The sequence below is a fragment of the Limnohabitans sp. JirII-29 genome (assembly GCF_003063395.1).
Taxonomy (GTDB): domain Bacteria; phylum Pseudomonadota; class Gammaproteobacteria; order Burkholderiales; family Burkholderiaceae_C; genus Limnohabitans.
Genome location: NZ_NESB01000002.1, coordinates 280,571 through 296,909, shown reverse-complemented (window position 1 = coordinate 296,909; position 16,339 = coordinate 280,571). Strand labels below are relative to the sequence as shown.

The window sequence follows — 16,339 nt, the reverse complement described above, 5'->3', positions numbered from 1 at the left end:
GTTTTACCTCAGCTTCAAGGTCGACAAGCCCACCAGGCACAGCAGCATGGTGATGATCCAAAAGCGCACCACGACCTGGGTTTCTTTCCAACCGGTCTTTTCAAAGTGGTGGTGCAACGGAGCCATCTTCAAAATACGACGACCTTCGCCAAATTTTTTCTTGGTGTATTTGAAGTAGCTCACTTGCAGCATGACCGACAAGGCCTCGACCACAAAGATGCCACCCATGATGGCCAGCACAATTTCTTGCCGCACGATGACCGCAATGGTGCCCAAAGCGCCACCCAGGGCCAATGCCCCCACGTCACCCATGAACACCTGCGCGGGATGGGTGTTGAACCACAAAAATGCCAAGCCAGCGCCAGCCATGGCAGCGCAGAAAATCATCAACTCGCCGGAGCCCGGGATGTAGGGAAACAGCAGGTACTTCGAATACACCGAACTGCCCGTCACATAGGCAAACACGCCCAAGGCCGAACCCACCATCACCACCGGCATGATGGCCAAGCCGTCCAGCCCGTCGGTCAAGTTGACTGCATTGCTCGAACCGACGATGACCAGATAAGTCATGATCACAAAGCCAAACACGCCCAGCGGATAGCTGACCTCTTTGATGAAGGGCAACAACAAGCCCGCTTTGGGTGGCAGGTTCACGTCAAAGCCCGACTTGACCCAGGAGTAAAACAACTCCAGCACACGCAGGTTGTTGCTCTCGGAAATGCTGAACACCAAGTACAGCGCCGCCAACAAACCGATCAAGGATTGCCACAGGTATTTTTCACGCGAAGGCATGCCCTCGGGGTCTTTGCGCACCACCTTGCGCCAGTCATCGGCCCAGCCAATGGCACCAAAGCCAAAGGTGACGATCATCACGATCCAGACAAAGCGGTTGCTCAAGTCGGCCCACAGCAGGGTGGACACCGCGATGCCAATCAAGATCAACACGCCGCCCATGGTAGGCGTGCCACTTTTCACCAAGTGGCTTTGCATGGCGTACTCACGGATGGGTTGCCCAATCTTCAACGCCGCCAAGCGACGGATCACCGCCGGGCCAGCAATCAAACCAATCAACAACGCCGTCACCGCCGCCATCACCGCGCGGAAGGTGATGTACTGAAAGACACGAAAAAAACCGAACTCGGGTGAGAGGGTTTGCAGCCATTGGGCCAGTGTCAGCAGCATGGGGAAGACTCCTTGTTGTTTTTGTTGTCGTGACAGGTTTGGATGGCGTCGACCACACGTTCCATCTTCATGAAGCGCGAGCCTTTGACCAGCACACTCCCCAAGTGCGGCAGTTGCTGCAACACCTGGGCTGTCAAGGCGTCGATGTGTGAAAAGTGTTGTGCGCCCGGACCATAGGCCTGGGCACTGAAGGCCGCCAACTCACCCAGGCACAGCAAGTGTTCAATACCGCAAGCCTGTGCGTGGTGACCTACCTCTTGATGAAACTCGGGGCCTTGTGTACCCACTTCGCCCATGTCGCCCAGCACCAGCAAATGGGGCCCAGGCAACTCGGCCAGCACCTCAATGGCGGCACGCACCGAGTCAGGGTTGGCGTTGTAGGTGTCATCGACGCCAGTGATCGCACGGCCTTGGCACACCACACCAAAGGCGCGTGAACGGCCTTTGACGGGCTCGAACGCCGACAGGCCTTGGGCAATCACATCCAGTGCCACACCTGCGGCCAAGGCGCACGCGGTGGCTGCCAAGGCATTACCCACGTTGTGGCGACCGGCAATGTGCAATTGGGTGGTCATGAGGCCCGCTGGGGTTTGCACTTCAACCGCCCAGTGGTCGTTGGCCCAAACCGCATGACGCAAGACCACCTCGGCAGCGGCTTCACCTGCGTGCGGGCTGTGCATGGCAAAGCGCATGCAGCGGCGTGCGCCTGCCAAGTTTTGCCACAAGGGCGTGTAGGTGTCGTGCGCCGGAAACACCGCCACGCCCGTGTCGGGCAAGGCGCTGATGGCAGCCCCGTTTTCTTGCGCCACGGCTTCTACCGTGGCCATGAATTCCTGGTGCTCGCGCTGGGCGTTGTTGACCAAGGCCACACTCGCCTGCGCCATGGCGGCCAAGCCAGCAATTTCACCTGGGTGGTTCATGCCCAGCTCCACCACTGCGCAGCGATGGTGTGCGCGCAAGCGCAGCAAAGTTTGCGGCACGCCGATGTCGTTGTTCAAATTGCCTTGGGTGGCCAAGGCCGCGTCGCCCCACCCTGCACGCAAGATGCTGGCAATCATTTGGGTCACGGTGGTTTTGCCGTTGCTGCCGGTCACGGCAATCAGGGGCAAGTCAAACTGAGCACGCCAGCCTTGCGCCAGTTGGCCCAGCGCACGGCGGCTGTCTGGCACTTCGACACCCGGCAGTTGTGCCGCCTCCAGCCCGTGCTGGGCCAACGCGGCCACGGCACCGCTGGCTGCGACCTGGGGCAAGAAGTCGTGGGCATCAAAACGTTCACCTTGCAGGGCCACAAACAAGTCGCCCGCTTGCAAGCTTCGGCTGTCGGTGTGCACGCGCTGCACACACACTGTGGGATCGCCACACACACGAGCGCCGGGCAACCAACTGGCGATGCGTTGCAGGCTGAGGTTCATGTCAGACATGCGCCCTCCACTGCTGCAAAGCTGCTTGGGCTTGGACCACGTCGCTGAAAGGCAGTTTGACGCCCTGCACTTCTTGGTAATCTTCGTGGCCTTTGCCCGCCACCAGCACCACATCGTGCGCACGCGCTTGGCCGACCGCAGCGGCAATGGCTTGGCCACGGTCTAGGATGTGTTGCGCAGCATGGGGTTGCGTCAAGCCTGCCCGCATGTGCGCCAGAATGACTTGGGGATCTTCGCTACGCGGGTTGTCGCTGGTCAGCACCACGCGGTCGGCATGCTGTTCGGCAGCAGCAGCCATCAAGGGACGCTTGGCGCTGTCGCGGTCACCGCCACAACCCAACACGCACACCAGGGCACCGCCTCGGGTTTGGGCCAGGGGACGCAGCGCATGGAGTGCTTGCGTCACGGCATCAGGGGTATGGGCGTAGTCCACCACCACCAAGGGTTGGTCGGCATGACCCACCACTTGCATGCGTCCTGGCACGGCAGGCAAATCGGCACAGGCTTGCACCGCATCGGCCAAGCTGTGGCCCAAGGCGCGCAGGCCAGCGATGACGCCCAGCAGATTGCTCACGTTGTAGTGGCCCACCAGCGCGGTGTGCAACGTAAGGCTGTGGTCACCCTCGACCACCTCAAAACTCAAACCGCGCGCGCCGTGACGCACCCGCGTTGCCTGCACATGACGCACTGGCTGCATCCCCTCGACATGGCGTACTTGCGATGCAGCCCCAAGCGCATCGGCTTGCATTGCATCCTTGACGATACCCACTGTCCACAACGCCACATCGTCACGTTGACTGAGTTGCTGCGCCAGTTGCGCACCGTGTGGGTCGTCGGTGTTGACCACGGCTGCGGCCAAGCCCGGCCAGTCGAACAAGGCAGCTTTGGCCTGCCAGTAGCGGGCCATGCTGCCGTGGTAGTCGAGATGGTCTTGCGTGAAATTGGTGAACAGGGCCACGCGCACCTGGGTGCCATCCAGGCGGTATTCGGCCAACCCAATGGACGAGGCCTCAATGGCACAAGCCTGCACACCACGCGTGACCATGTCGCGCAAGCGTGCTTGCAGCAACACGGGGTCTGGCGTGGTCATGCCCGTGACTTCGAGTTGGTCCAACTCACCCACGCCCAAGGTGCCCACCACGGCACAGCGCTGTCCCACACGCCCCAGGGCATGGGCCAACCACCAAGCGGTGGAGGTTTTGCCGTTGGTGCCCGTGATGGCCAGCACATCCAGCGCTTGGCTGGGTTGTTCGTAATAGGCCGCAGCGATGGGGCCGCTGGCGGCTTTCAAATCGGTGTAGCTGGCGATGGCGTCTGATGTGGTGGTGATGGCGGCCGTAGCGAATGTGTCGCTGAAAGCCTCCACGCCGGAGCGCTCGACCAAGCAAGCTGCCGCGCCCTGTTTCAGGGCCGCTGGCACGTGGCGGCGGCCATCGCTAGCAGCACCCGGCCAGGCGATGAAGCCATCACCTGGGGTCACGCGTCGGCTGTCGGTGTGCAGCACACCGCGCACTTGGGTGTGCAGCCATTGCGCGGCTTCTTGGGGGCTGTGGAGGTGTCGCATCAAAACTCCTCCTTCTCAGCCTTGGCCACCACTTGGGGCTTGACCGCCATGTCGGGCTGCACGCCCATCATGCGCAAGGTCTGTTGCACGGTTTGGCTGAACACAGGAGCCGCTACATCACCACCGAAGTACAAGCCATTGGTGGGTTCGTCCACCATCACAGCGACCACGATGCGTGGGTTGTCAATGGGCGCGATGCCCACAAAGAAGCCTCGGTATTTTTTGCCGGCGTAGCCCTTGCCTTCCACCTTGTGTGCGGTGCCGGTTTTGCCACCCACAGAGTAGCCCATGGTCTGGGCTTTCATGGCGGTGCCACCCGGGCCCGTGACCAAGTGCAACATGTGTCGCACCGCCGTGGCGTTGGCCACCGAGAACACGCGTGCACCGCTGATGTTGTCGTGGGTTTTGAGCAAGCTCACCGGAATCAGCTCGCCGTCGCGCGCAAACACGCTGTAGGCCTGCGCGAGTTGGAACAAACTGGCCGACAAACCGTAGCCGTAACTCATGGTGGCTTGTTCAATGGGCTTCCAGGTTTTGTAGGCCCGCACCTTGCCAGAGACAGCACCGGGGAAAGGCACTTGCGGTTTTTGCCCCAAGCCCACTTGGGTGAACACTTCCCACATGTCGTGGGGCTGCATTTGCAGCGCAATCTTGACCGTGCCGATGTTGCTGGATTTCTGAATGACTTCGTTCACGCTGAGCAAGCCGTGGGCGTGTGAGTCCGAGATCACGGCAGTGCCTATTTGCAATTTGCCCGGTGCGGTTTGGATCATGGTCTCGGGCTTGACGATGCCTTTTTCCAGCGCCAACCCAATGACCAGTGGCTTCATGGTGGAGCCGGGCTCGAACGTGTCGGTCAACGCGCGGTTGCGCAACTGTGCGCCGCTCAAGTTGCCGCGCTTGTCTGGGGAGTAACTGGGGTAGTTGGTGAGCGCCAGAATTTCGCCGGTCTTGATGTCCAACACCACCACGCTGCCTGCCGCCGCTTTGTTGTTGATCACCGCTTCTTTGATTTTTTCGTAGGCAAAGTACTGCACCTTGCTGTCGATGCTCAACTCCAAGTCACGACCATCAATGGGGGGCACCATTTCACCGATGTCTTCCACCACGCGGCCCAAGCGGTCTTTGATGACGCGACGCGAGCCGGCTTTGCCACCGAGCTCTTTGTTGAAGGTCAGCTCCACACCCTCTTGCCCCAAGTTTTCCACGTTGGTAAAGCCCACCACATGGGCCACCGCCTCGCCTTCGGGGTAGATGCGCTTGTATTCTTTGCGGGCGTAGACGCCTTTGATTTTGAGCGCCTCAATCTCTTTCGCTACCGAAGCGTCCACCTGACGCTTGACCCAGACAAAGTTCTTGTCTTCGTCTTGCAATTTTTTATCGAGTTCAGCCTGGCTCATGCCCAACAATTTGGCCAAAGCCTTGAGCTTGACTGGGTCGCGCTCCACATCTTCCGGGCTGGCCCAAATACTGGGCACAGGCACGCTGGAGGCCAGGATGTGGCCATTGCGGTCCAGAATGCGTCCGCGGTTGGCCGGCAAGTCCAAGGTGCGAATGAAACGCACAGCACCTTGACGCTTGAAGAAGGCGTTGTCGATCACCTGCACATAGGCTGCGCGAGCCACCAGACCAATAAAGCCCAAAGCAATGCAGGCCACCACAAACTGGCTGCGCCAAACAGGCGTCTTGCTGGCCAACAAGGGGCTGGTGGCGTACTGCACGCTGCGGCTGCTCATGGCTGCACCTGCGCTGAAGCAGCCAATCCGGGCACGGTGGCGTATTGGGTGATGGCGGGGGTGATGGTGCGCATGCGCAACTGTTCACGCGCCAGTTTTTCCACGCGCAGCGGCGTGGCTTGGGCGCGACGCTCCACGTCGAGGCGGTCGTACTCAATTTCTAGGCGACGGGCCTCGCTGGTGGCGCGATCGAGTTCGGTGGTGAGCGAGCGCGATTCATACTGGGTGCGCACCAAGTACAAAGCACTCAGCAGCACCGCCAAGAACAACACCACGCTCAAGCGGCTCATGGCTGCGTCCCCTCACCCAGACGCTTGGCCACGCGCAGCATCGCACTGCGCGAACGCGGGTTGGCAGCCACTTCTTCGGCACTGGGTTTGATGCGACCTATCGATTCAAAGGCCATGACTTGGGGGGGGGCAAACGGTGCGCGACGGTCATACACCTCGCGGGAATGTTTCGCGATGAATTGTTTGACGATGCGGTCTTCCAACGAATGGAAACTGATCACAGCCAACCGTCCTCCCGTGCGCAGCACCTGCAACGACGCTTCTAGCGCCTGTTGCAGCTCCTCAAGCTCGGCGTTGATGAAAATCCGAAAAGCCTGAAATGTGCGCGTTGCAGGGTCCTTGCCCGGCTCGCGGGTTTTGACCGTGTCAGCCACGAGCTGGGCCAGTTCAGAGGTGCTTGTAGGCACGCCCCGTTCCTGTCGGCGAGCAACAATCGCCTTTGCAATCTGTTGAGCAAACCGTTCTTCGCCATATTCACGTATCACCTCCGCGATGTGTTGGAGTTCTGCATCGGCCAACCACTCAGACACACTCTGGCCACGGGTGGTGTCCATGCGCATGTCCAGGGGACCGTCGAATCGAAATGAAAAGCCCCGCTCGGGCGTGTCGATCTGGGGCGAGCTGACCCCCAAGTCCATCAACACCCCGTCGATTGAGCCCGCCGGCAACTCGCCCAGGTCGGTAAAGCCTTGGTGGCGGATGGAAAAACGAGGGTCTTGGATGCTCTGGGCTGCAGCAATTGCTTCGGGGTCTTTGTCGAACGCAATCAACCGCCCCTGAGGCGAGAGCTTGGACAAGATCAAACGGCTGTGCCCCCCGCGCCCAAAGGTCGCGTCGACGTACGTTCCATCGGGCTGAATGTCGAGGGCTTCGACAGCTTCGCGCAAAAGAACGGTGGTGTGCGTGCATGCCGTTTCCACCGTCTGCCTTTAAAAAGAGAATTCCTTGAAGACATCGGGCATGTCGCCCTGCATGGCTTGGGCTTCCTGGGCTTCGTAGGTGGTTTTGTCCCACAGCTCGAAGTGGTTGCCCATGCCAAGCAACATGGTGTCTTTGCTGATACCTGCTGCGGTGCGCAGCTCAGGCGAAATCAGCACACGACCCGTGCCATCCATCTCCACATCCATGGCGTTGCCCAAGAAGATGCGCTTCCACCATTGCGCACTCATCGGCAAGGCGGCAATGCGTTCGCGGAACTTTTCCCACTCGGGGCGCGGGAACACCATCAAACAGCCATGCGGATGACGGGTGATGGTGAGTTGCCCGGCAGCCGTCGCGCTCAAGACGTCACGATGCCGCGTCGGAACCGACAAACGACCTTTGGCGTCAAGACTCAGCGATGAAGCTCCCTGGAACACGGGCAACCTTCCTAAAAAACAGCGACAGCAAACAAGAGAGAAAGGTGACGGGCACTTTTCACCACTTAATTGCACTTAATTGCACTGTATCAGGAAAACTTGATCATGCGGGGCAATTTCTAACTTTTTTCAATGAAATCAAGGACTTACAGCCGTTTCAACAAGCAAACAGAAACTCAAAAAACGTTACGAATTAAGCACTTAGCACGACCTGTAAAAGTGGCTTATCAAGATGTGAGGAGTCGAAAAAAAAGCAGGCAAATGGCCTGCTTTTGATGGCAAACAGAAAAAATTCATCAATCGCCGAACATTTTTTGTTTCAATTCGCGCCGTTCTTGGGCTTCAAGCGACAAAGTGGCGGTGGGACGGGCCAACAAACGGCCCACACCAATCGCTTCACCCGTTTCGTCGCAATAGCCGTAGTCACCCGCATCAATGCGGTTGATGGATTGTTCGATCTTTTTCAACAGCTTGCGCTCACGATCACGTGTGCGCAGCTCAAGCGCGTGTTCTTCTTCGATGGTGGCGCGATCTGCGGGGTCAGGTGTGACCACGGTGTCTTCGCGCAAATGTTCAGTGGTTTCGCTGGCGTTGCTGAGCACTTCGTCTTTCAGCTTGGAGAGCTTGAGGCGAAAGAACGCCATTTGAATGTCGTTCATGTACTCACTGTCGGGCATGGCGATGACTTCTGCATCGGTGAGCTGGTCAGCAGTTTTAGATTTCCAATTGTTGGCGAGTTTGGCGTCTTTTTGAGGTATCACAGGAACGATCGAGGGAACAGAGGGAGCGGTCATCGGCATGAAGCTCGATTTGGCGGCATTGGTCACCACCACCGCAGCGGGCGGAGGAGGCACCAGAGCAGCCATCTTGGCCGCTCTGGAGTTTTTCTTGTGCACCACAGGGGTGTAGCCAGGAATCACGGGCACCACGTGCACCACAGGGGCAGCAACCACCGCTTTGGCAGGTGCAGCAGCTTTGGCGGTCTTGACTTTTTCAGCTTTGGGCTTTTTAGCCGCAGGTGCCACCTTCACGGCAGGTTTGACAGCTGCTTTGGCTGGTGCTTTGACGGCAACAGTTTTGGCAACCGGCTTTTTAGCCGCAGCAGGCTTTTGCGCTGCCTTGCCTGCTTTTTTGGCAGCTACCGGCTTGGGCGCAGCAGCTTTCACCGCTTTTTTGGCCACCGGCTTGGCGGCCACTTTAGATGTCGCTGCTTTTTTTGCCACAGGCTTGACCGTCACGACCTTTTTAGCCACAGCTTTGGGCGCTGCAGCTTTTTTAACGACAGACGCTTTGGGCTTGGGTTTGGGCGTCACAGATTTGACGGGCTTTGCCGCTGCTTTGGCTGGCACAGGTTTTTTCACAATCTTCTTCGCAACCGCTTTGGGCGTTGCACCAGTTTTACCGGCTTTTTTAGCAGGCGCAGGCTTCTTGGAAGCGGGTTTGCGGGCTTGGGCGTTCACGGTGTGTCTCCTGGCAGGCCGTTGCCGCACGTGACTGTGCGAAGAGTTTCAGGCCTGATTTTTTTCATCATTTTGAGTTGAATAAACCCGGTTTTATACCCTGTGTGCCGCAGTCAAGAACTGACGCGGCACGGCTTTGGTCTGGCGCGCGGGATTGTAGCCACAAAGCCTGAACACTCTTTCAGCTGAAGAAAATCGATAAGTTCTTTAAACCAAAGAATTCTCTAAACCCTGCATCAAGATGTCTTTGGGCAAATCAATGCCAATGAACACCATCTTGCTCAGGCGCTCTTCACCGGGGGCCCAGTCTGGACCCAAATCGCTGCCCATGAGCTGGTGCACACCTTGAAAGATCACCTTCTTGTCGGTGCCCTTCATGTTGAGCACGCCTTTGTAGCGCAGCATTTTGGGGCCATAGATGTTGACGATGGCACCCAAAAAGTCTTCCAGCTTGGCCGGGTCAAACGGGCGCGGCGACTTGAAGACGAAGCTCTTCACGTCGTCATCGTGGTGATGGTGGTGACCCTGGCTATGCGAGGGGTGGTCGCAATGTTCGCCGTGCTCATGGTCATGGTGGGCGTGGTCGTGGTCGTGGGCATGCGAGGGATGGTCGCAATGCTCACCATGGTGGTGTTCGTGGTGGGCGTCATCCGACAGAAAGTCGGGGTCAATGTCGAGCTTGGCATTGAGGTTGAAGCCACGCAGGTCAAACACCTCGGCCAAAGTCACTTCGCCAAAATGCACCACCTTTTGGGGCGCGCGTGGGTTCATGTGCTTCAAGCGGTGCTGCAAGGCATCGAGCTCTTGGGGTGACACCAGATCGGCTTTGCTGATGAAAATTTGATCGGCAAAACCCACTTGGCGACGCGCCTCTTGGCGGTCGTTGAGCTGTTGCGCGGCGTGCTTGGCGTCTACCAGAGTCAGGATGGAGTCGAGCAGAAAGCTCTCGGCGATCTCATCATCCATGAAAAAGGTTTGTGCCACGGGGCCGGGGTCGGCCAAGCCAGTGGTCTCGATCACCACACGCTCAAAGTCGAGAAGGCCTTTGCGCTTTTTAGCCGCCAGCAGTTGCAAGGTGGTGCGCAAGTCTTCACGGATGGTGCAACACACGCAGCCATTGCTCATTTGAATGATTTGTTCGTTGGTGTCAGACACCAAGATGTCGTTGTCGATGTTTTCTTCGCCAAACTCGTTTTCGATGATGGCAATTTTTTGGCCATGGGCCTCGGTCAGCACGCGCTTGAGGAGGGTGGTTTTGCCCGAGCCTAAAAAGCCGGTCAGGATGGTGGCGGGGATCAACATGAGGGAGCCTTGTGTGATTTTTAGAGGACTGAATCGTTGGATATTGTGGCGTGACTGGGTTTTTCAACCAGGTCAGCCGCTTTCATGACCACCAAACCCTTGAGGTATTCGCCCTCGGGGAAAGTCAAGGTCATGGGGTGGTCGGGCGCACCTTGCATGCGCTCGCTGATGTAGCCATCCACATGCGCATCGGTGCCCGCAGACGCCACGATTTTGTGGAACAGCTCCGCACCAATGCCGCCGGAACAGCTGTAGGTGAACAGCACGCCACCGGGCTCCAAGATTTTGAAAGCCAAGCGGTTGATGTCTTTGTAGGCCCGCGCCGCACGGTCGGCATGCGCGGCAGAGGGCGCGAACTTGGGAGGGTCCAGCACGATGGCGTCAAACGTACGGCCTTCTTTGTGGAACTGGCGCAAAGAGCCGTTGACGTCGGCATCCATCATGGTGGTGCGTTCGGCCTCAAAGCCATTGAGCGCCACATTGGCACGGGCGCGTTCAATGGCGGGACCCGATGAGTCGATGGACGTGACATGCGCCGCACCGCCCGCCAAAGCCGCCACCGTGAAGCCCCCGGTGTAGCAGTAGCAGTTGAGCACGCGCTGAAACTGCAAGCGGCGGGTGTAGTCAGCAAACTTCTTGCGGCTGTCGCGCTGGTCCAAGTAGAAGCCTGTTTTGTGGCCCTCGGCGATGTCAAGCGAGAGTTGCCAGTCGTGCTCGCGCAAGATGATGGCGGTGGGCCCTTCGCCTCGCAGCCAGCCTGTGACAGGCTGCAAACCTTCCAAACCCCGCACGCCCGAATCAGAACGTTCAAACAGCTTGGTAAGGCCGGTTTGCGCCAGCAAGGCATCAGCAATCACGTCTTTCCAGCGCTCGGTGCCGCTGGACAGGAACTGGGCCACCAAGGTGTCGTCGTAACAGTCGACGATCAGGCCGGGCAAGCCATCAGACTCGCCGTGGATCAAACGCAGGCCATTGCTTTGGATGTCAAAACGGCTGCGCGCAGCAATGGCACGGCGGATGGCGGCGTTGAAGAAATCGGCATCAATGCGTTGGCTTTCGTCAAAGCTCCAGATGCGGGCACGAATTTTGGAGCTGGGGCTGAAGGAGGCCCAGCCCAAGAAGCTGCCGCTGTGGGCTTCAACACGCACGGTCTCGCCCGAATCAGCCCCACCTTTGGCGATGGCGCTGTCAAAAATCCAGGGGTGGCTTCTGAGGGCAGAGCGTTCTTTGCCGTCTTTGAGTCGAATCGTTTTCATAGCCCGCTATTGTCGTTGCTTCGGTATTGGGCTTTGCGGCGCTGTTTCGCTTGTGCTCTGTGTTGTTTGCTGTTGATTTACTTCATTCGCTGCGCCAAGGCGCGGCGCCGGGCCCGCTGCGGCTTAACGTCGCCAAAGCGCCTGATGGCGCCGCATCGGGCCCGGCACCACACCTTGGCTTCGGGTTACAGCTGGTGTTGCGGTTTCGCAAGCGCCACGCACACAGATGCAGCACACGAAGCAACTCCGTGCCAACGTGCCTTCGAGGTGGGGTTTGACTGCCCGCTCAAGGGTCCCGGCACAAGTAGATGAGACCTACCGCACATGAACATCACGCACACCCAAAGGTGAGGCGGGGTAGGGGCTGTGATGCGGCGCCATCAGGCGCTTCGGCGACGTTAAGCCGCAGCACAGCCCCTACCCCGCTTCACCGCGCCTCGACAAAGAACAAACGCCACGACAGAACACGCCATCACCATACGAAAAACAAAGCGCTACTTCTTACGCGCCCGAGGATGCGCCGCGTCATACGCCTGCGCCAAATGCTGAAAGTCCAAGCGCGTGTACACCTGCGTGGTACTGATGTTGGCGTGGCCCAACAACTCTTGCACCGCCCGCAAATCGCTGCTCGACTGCAACACATGACTGGCAAACGAATGGCGCAACATGTGGGGATGAACGGGGGTGGACAACCCCGCTTGCAAACTGCGCTGACGCAAACGCTGCCAAATGGCCTGTGCACTCAAACGCGTGCCATAACGGCCAATGAACAAGGCTTGCTGCTCAGCCGTGGCAGGGGTCAAGCCCTCGGCGCGCACGTTGTACCAAGCCTGCAACGCGTCCAGGGCTTTGCGCCCAACTGGCACGCTGCGACGCTTGCTGCCTTTACCCAACACATGGGCCTCACCCGCTTGCAAATCAATCCAGCCTTTGGCTTGGGTGCTGGCATGCACGTCCAGGCCCGTGAGTTCGCCCACACGCAAGCCGCAGCTGTAGAGCAACTCCACCATGGCGGCGTCACGGCAACGCAACCACGGGTCATCATCCGCCGCCGATGCGCCTGTGTACTCGGCAAGTTGCACCGCGTCGTCCACGCTCAAGGCCTTGGGCAAAGGTTTGGGGGCTTTGGGGGCACGCACACCTTGTACCGGGTTGTTGGTAATCAAGCCCTCACGTCCCATCCAGACATAAAAGCCGCGCCAGCCCGACAGAATCAGGGCAATGCCACGGCCACTGCGGCCACCACTGTGCATTTGCGCCACCCAGCGGCGAATGTGGGTGGGTTGCACCGCATCCAGCGCCACCTCAGCTTGGGCAGCGTAATCCGCAAGTTTTTGCAGGTCGAGGGTGTAAAGCGCCAGCGTGCGCTCGGCCAAGCGCTTTTCAAAGCGCACATGGTCCAGGTAGCGGGCAACCCAGTCCATGCGTGCGGCGTGCATCAGCGCAGGTGAGACAGTGCGGCGCTGGCCAAGTCGCCCAGGCGCTCAATGAAGGCCGTGCCCATGCCCTCGTGGTAGCGCTGGGCGTCGGGTGAAGCCAACACCAACAGGCCAATGACTGGCGCTGACGCTGCGGTTTGTGGCGTGTCTTCAACCCGCGTGGCACGCAAGGCAATCAAGGCCACCGACTGTGCCGCACTCGGCTCAGCAAGCCATTGCGTGGCTTCAAACTCGGTGTTGAGGCCCACATAGGGCGTGGCCAAACCTGCGGCAAATTCTTTCACAGCATCGCTCACACCCACCGCGAAAGGCTCGATCTGAAAGGTGTCGGCCACCCCCCACACCTTGATGGCGACTTGCGGCACCATGAAGTCGTGTTGAATTTGGTCTGCAATGGTGTGGGGCAAGTCACGTGCATTGGTGGTCATCAACAAGGTTTTGACCCAGCGCTGTTGGCGCTCCACCAGCACCTCGTTTTCAGTGCCGTGGCGCATCAAGTCCATCATGCGCAATTCAAGCGCACGGATTTTTTCGCGCAGCATCTCGGCTTGACGCTCTTGCAAACTCACGGCACGTTGGCCGTGCGGACTGCTCAGGCGCACCGCAGCCAGCAACTCGGCATGGCGATTGAAGAAATCAGGCGTATTCACCAAGAAGTTGGCGATGTCGTCTTCGGTGATCGGGTTCATGGCAGAAGAAGTCATAAGGTATCAGGTAGGTTAATTTCGCCGTGAAAAACGGTGGTTGCGGGGCCGGTCATGTACACCGGATGGCCGCCCCCTGCCCAAGCAATGGTCAGGTCGCCGCCATGGGTGTGCACCAGCACTTCAGGATCTAACAGACCCCAACGAATGCCCGTGACCACAGCAGCACAAGCACCCGTGCCACACGCCAAGGTTTCGCCCGCACCACGCTCGAACACGCGCAAGCGGATGGTGCTGCGGTTGACGATTTGCATGAAGCCCGCATTCACGCGCCTAGGAAACGCTGCGTGGTGTTCTATCAACGGACCTTGGGTCAGCACGGGGGCAGTGTCCACGTTCTCCACCACTTGCACGGCATGCGGGTTGCCCATGGAGACCACACCCACGCCCACGCTGTCGCCATTGCTGAGTGCGAGTTGCCAGGTTTGCGCATGGGTCGACGTTGGGCTGTCATCATGCAAAGCGTTTGCATGCAGCGGGTCAAACGGCACTTGTTGCACCTCAAACACTGGGGCCCCCATGTCAACCGTGACCTGCCCGTTGGGCAGTTGGTGCAGCTCAATCACGCCACCATGCACTTTGACGCGCACGCTGGTTTTGTCCGTCAAGCCCTGCTCACGCACGAAGCGCACAAAGCAGCGTGAGCCGTTGCCACACTGCTCCACCTCGCCACCGTCGGCGTTGTGGATGACGTACTCAAAGTCAACATCGGGTTGCGGCGCTGGGCGCACGCTCAGAATTTGATCGGCCCCCACGCCAAAATGACGATCGGCCAAGAAACGGTAGTGTGCGGAGCTCAGGTTCAAGCGTTCGCGGGTCTCGTCCAAGACCACGAAATCGTTGCCTGCGCCTTGCATTTTGGTGAAGCGAATTCGCATGAGGTGGATTATCGGCCACCCAGCTGTCGCGCATCGGTCATCCGGCACATGCACTGCGGTTTATCCTCGCGGCCTTGTTTGTCATTCATGTTTTAACCGAGGCCTCACGATGCGTATTCCAGATTGGACCCCTGAACAAAAACCCCAACCCCAAGATTTGATCGACGCTGTGCTGAAGCGTCGGGGTGGCGAGTTCATCAATTTAGACCGCGCGTTGCTTTGGAGCGAACCCGTAGCGCGTGGCTGGAACCACTACGTGGGCAATGTGCGCTCTGGCCTGCCCACCAGCTGGAAGCTGCGCGAGTTGGGCATTTGCACCGTGGCCCTGTTGACCGGTGCCACCTACGAATACCACCACCATGCGCCCGACTTCCTCAAGGCCGGCGGCACCCAAGCCGAACTCGACGCCCTGAACCGTGTGGTGCAAGGCGATGCACGTCGCACCAGCACGGATGCGGGCTTGGACGAGGTGGGCCGCTTGGTGGTGCAGTACGCCGCGCAAATGACCCTGGACGTGAAAGTGGATGACGCGCTGTTTGCTCAGTTGCAATCTCACTTCAACACCACCGAGGTGGTGGAACTGACCACGGCCATTGCCACCTACAACATGGTGGCGCGCTTTTTGGTGGCCTTGGGTGTGTCGCCAGAACACTGAACGCAGCACCGTCCAAAAGCAAAAGCCGCCTTGAGGCGGCTTTTTGCATCGGGGTTGAGAAGACCTCAGTCAGCTTTGATGTTGTTGTCTTTCACCACCTTGGCCCAGATGTTCATTTGCTTTTCAATGAAAACACGGGCTTGCTCTGGGGTGCCACCTGCCACATCAATCCCTTGGGCGTCTAGCTTTTTAGCCACCTCGGGGTTCTTGAGCACTTTGTTGAGTTCTTCATTCATGCGCTTGGTGATTTCAGGAGGCGTTTTGGTGGATGCCAACACGGCCCACCAAGCCGGTGCTTCAAAGCCGGGGTAGCCGTTTTCAGCGATGGTGGGCACATTGGGCAAATCAGCAGCACGCTTGCTGCTGGTCACGGCCAACGGGCGCATGCGGCCACTGTCAATGTGGGGCTTGGTCACAAACACCGAACCAATCGACAAGGGCACATGACCCGCCACCGCATCGCTCATCAAGGGACCACCGCCTTTGTAAGGCACGTGGGTCCACTCCACACCGGCATCCTTGGCCAGCAAAGCCATGGCCAAGTGACCCAGGCTGCCGTTGCCGATGGTGCCAAAGCTCACATTCTTTTTGGCCTTGGCCGCCGCCATCACATCGGCAAAGGTTTTGTATTCGGAGTTGACGTTGGTGGCCAGCACCATGGGCGACGTGCCAACCAGCACCAGAGGCATCAAATCTTTTTTGCTGTCGAACGGCATGCTGGGGTTCAGGCTCGGGTTCACGCCGTGGGTGTCAAACACCACCGCAAAGGTGTAGCCATCAGCTGGGGCTTGCACCACGGCTGCTGTGCCAATGACGCCAGAAGCGCCGCCGCGGTTTTCCACAATCACGGTTTGCCCCAATTGCTGTGACAGCGGCTGGGCAATGATGCGCGCCACCTGGTCCACCGAACCCCCAGGTGGGAACACCGCCACCAGACGAATGGCTTGTTTGCTGGGCCAGGCTTGTGCGCAAGCCAGCATCGGCACGCTCAGTGCGGCAAAAGTCAAAGCACAGCCTAGGGCAGCTTTCAAAGTACGTCGTTGCATGGTGAGGCGCTCCAGAAATGAGGGAGAGTTGTCAAAGCCAGAATTGTC

The 16,339-nt window shown here is 58.9% G+C and carries 15 protein-coding genes; 1 reads left to right on the top strand and 14 read right to left on the bottom strand.

Annotation, left to right across the window (positions count from 1 at the left end; genetic code table 11):
- Nucleotides 1–3: 3 nt before the first annotated feature.
- The 13 genes from mraY to dapF form a co-directional block, all read right to left on the bottom strand.
- Nucleotides 4–1,182 carry a phospho-N-acetylmuramoyl-pentapeptide-transferase gene (gene mraY / locus B9Z39_RS04200; RefSeq protein WP_100145294.1) on the bottom strand — a complete coding sequence of 393 codons (1,179 nt, stop codon included), beginning with the start codon at nucleotides 1,180–1,182 and terminating at the stop codon, nucleotides 4–6.
- Nucleotides 1,173–2,603, bottom strand: coding sequence for a UDP-N-acetylmuramoyl-tripeptide--D-alanyl-D-alanine ligase (gene murF, locus B9Z39_RS04195; protein WP_108300817.1), 1,431 nt, complete (start codon nucleotides 2,601–2,603; stop codon nucleotides 1,173–1,175). Before murF ends, mraY begins: the two co-directional genes overlap by 10 nt.
- Complete coding sequence (locus B9Z39_RS04190) at nucleotides 2,596–4,167, bottom strand: UDP-N-acetylmuramoyl-L-alanyl-D-glutamate--2,6-diaminopimelate ligase (protein WP_108300816.1); 1,572 nt, start codon at nucleotides 4,165–4,167, stop codon at nucleotides 2,596–2,598. The genes murF and B9Z39_RS04190 overlap by 8 nt, the downstream gene beginning before the upstream one ends.
- A complete protein-coding gene (locus B9Z39_RS04185) occupies nucleotides 4,167–5,903 on the bottom strand; it encodes a penicillin-binding protein 2 (protein ID WP_100145288.1) in 1,737 nt (578 codons plus the stop codon). The genes B9Z39_RS04190 and B9Z39_RS04185 overlap by 1 nt, the downstream gene beginning before the upstream one ends.
- Nucleotides 5,900–6,193 (bottom strand): cell division protein FtsL, encoded by a 294-nt coding sequence (gene ftsL / locus B9Z39_RS04180; protein WP_100145286.1) that lies wholly within the window; start codon nucleotides 6,191–6,193, stop codon nucleotides 5,900–5,902. Before ftsL ends, B9Z39_RS04185 begins: the two co-directional genes overlap by 4 nt.
- Nucleotides 6,190–7,113, bottom strand: a complete 924-nt coding sequence (gene rsmH, locus B9Z39_RS04175) for a 16S rRNA (cytosine(1402)-N(4))-methyltransferase RsmH (protein ID WP_108300815.1) — start codon at nucleotides 7,111–7,113, stop codon at nucleotides 6,190–6,192. Before rsmH ends, ftsL begins: the two co-directional genes overlap by 4 nt.
- Before the next feature lie 9 nt (nucleotides 7,114–7,122).
- Nucleotides 7,123–7,551 carry a division/cell wall cluster transcriptional repressor MraZ gene (gene mraZ, locus B9Z39_RS04170; protein ID WP_100145282.1) on the bottom strand — a complete coding sequence of 143 codons (429 nt, stop codon included), beginning with the start codon at nucleotides 7,549–7,551 and terminating at the stop codon, nucleotides 7,123–7,125.
- 296 nt (nucleotides 7,552–7,847) lie between these two features.
- Complete coding sequence (gene dksA, locus B9Z39_RS04165) at nucleotides 7,848–9,011, bottom strand: RNA polymerase-binding protein DksA (protein WP_108300814.1); 1,164 nt, start codon at nucleotides 9,009–9,011, stop codon at nucleotides 7,848–7,850.
- Between the two features lie 207 nt (nucleotides 9,012–9,218).
- A complete protein-coding gene (locus B9Z39_RS04160) occupies nucleotides 9,219–10,313 on the bottom strand; it encodes a GTP-binding protein (RefSeq protein WP_108300813.1) in 1,095 nt (364 codons plus the stop codon).
- A gap of 20 nt (nucleotides 10,314–10,333) precedes the next feature.
- Nucleotides 10,334–11,569, bottom strand: a complete 1,236-nt coding sequence (locus B9Z39_RS04155) for a class I SAM-dependent rRNA methyltransferase (protein WP_108300812.1) — start codon at nucleotides 11,567–11,569, stop codon at nucleotides 10,334–10,336.
- A gap of 494 nt (nucleotides 11,570–12,063) precedes the next feature.
- Nucleotides 12,064–13,008: a tyrosine recombinase XerC gene (locus B9Z39_RS04150; RefSeq protein WP_108300811.1), complete on the bottom strand. Its 945-nt coding sequence runs from the start codon at nucleotides 13,006–13,008 to the stop codon at nucleotides 12,064–12,066.
- Nucleotides 13,008–13,712, bottom strand: coding sequence for a DUF484 family protein (locus B9Z39_RS04145; RefSeq protein WP_100145273.1), 705 nt, complete (start codon nucleotides 13,710–13,712; stop codon nucleotides 13,008–13,010). The genes B9Z39_RS04150 and B9Z39_RS04145 overlap by 1 nt, the downstream gene beginning before the upstream one ends.
- Nucleotides 13,709–14,590, bottom strand: coding sequence for a diaminopimelate epimerase (gene dapF, locus B9Z39_RS04140; RefSeq protein WP_108300810.1), 882 nt, complete (start codon nucleotides 14,588–14,590; stop codon nucleotides 13,709–13,711). The genes B9Z39_RS04145 and dapF overlap by 4 nt, the downstream gene beginning before the upstream one ends.
- A gap of 109 nt (nucleotides 14,591–14,699) precedes the next feature.
- Here dapF and B9Z39_RS04135 point away from each other — a divergent pair, with 109 nt between their 5' ends.
- Complete coding sequence (locus B9Z39_RS04135) at nucleotides 14,700–15,245, top strand: carboxymuconolactone decarboxylase family protein (protein WP_100145271.1); 546 nt, start codon at nucleotides 14,700–14,702, stop codon at nucleotides 15,243–15,245.
- 65 nt (nucleotides 15,246–15,310) lie between these two features.
- Here the strand turns inward: B9Z39_RS04135 and B9Z39_RS04130 are convergent, their stop codons facing one another.
- Nucleotides 15,311–16,291 (bottom strand): tripartite tricarboxylate transporter substrate binding protein, encoded by a 981-nt coding sequence (locus B9Z39_RS04130; RefSeq protein WP_100145269.1) that lies wholly within the window; start codon nucleotides 16,289–16,291, stop codon nucleotides 15,311–15,313.
- Nucleotides 16,292–16,339: the final 48 nt, after the last annotated feature.

Excerpts from the sequence above, each read along its gene's own strand:
- ftsL (WP_100145286.1), bottom strand. The coding sequence starts at position 6,193 with ATGAGCCGCTTGAGCGTGGTGTTGTTCTTGGCGGTGCTGCTGAGTGCT.
- B9Z39_RS04130 (WP_100145269.1), bottom strand. The coding sequence starts at position 16,291 with ATGCAACGACGTACTTTGAAAGCTGCCCTAGGCTGTGCTTTGACTTTT.
- B9Z39_RS04190 (WP_108300816.1), bottom strand. The coding sequence starts at position 4,167 with ATGCGACACCTCCACAGCCCCCAAGAAGCCGCGCAATGGCTGCACACC.
- B9Z39_RS04145 (WP_100145273.1), bottom strand. The coding sequence starts at position 13,712 with ATGACTTCTTCTGCCATGAACCCGATCACCGAAGACGACATCGCCAAC.
- murF (WP_108300817.1), bottom strand. The coding sequence starts at position 2,603 with ATGTCTGACATGAACCTCAGCCTGCAACGCATCGCCAGTTGGTTGCCC.
- B9Z39_RS04160 (WP_108300813.1), bottom strand. The coding sequence starts at position 10,313 with ATGTTGATCCCCGCCACCATCCTGACCGGCTTTTTAGGCTCGGGCAAA.
- dapF (WP_108300810.1), bottom strand. The coding sequence starts at position 14,590 with ATGCGAATTCGCTTCACCAAAATGCAAGGCGCAGGCAACGATTTCGTG.
- B9Z39_RS04135 (WP_100145271.1), top strand. The coding sequence starts at position 14,700 with ATGCGTATTCCAGATTGGACCCCTGAACAAAAACCCCAACCCCAAGAT.
- B9Z39_RS04185 (WP_100145288.1), bottom strand. The coding sequence starts at position 5,903 with ATGAGCAGCCGCAGCGTGCAGTACGCCACCAGCCCCTTGTTGGCCAGC.
- B9Z39_RS04155 (WP_108300812.1), bottom strand. The coding sequence starts at position 11,569 with ATGAAAACGATTCGACTCAAAGACGGCAAAGAACGCTCTGCCCTCAGA.
- mraY (WP_100145294.1), bottom strand. The coding sequence starts at position 1,182 with ATGCTGCTGACACTGGCCCAATGGCTGCAAACCCTCTCACCCGAGTTC.
- B9Z39_RS04150 (WP_108300811.1), bottom strand. The coding sequence starts at position 13,008 with ATGCACGCCGCACGCATGGACTGGGTTGCCCGCTACCTGGACCATGTG.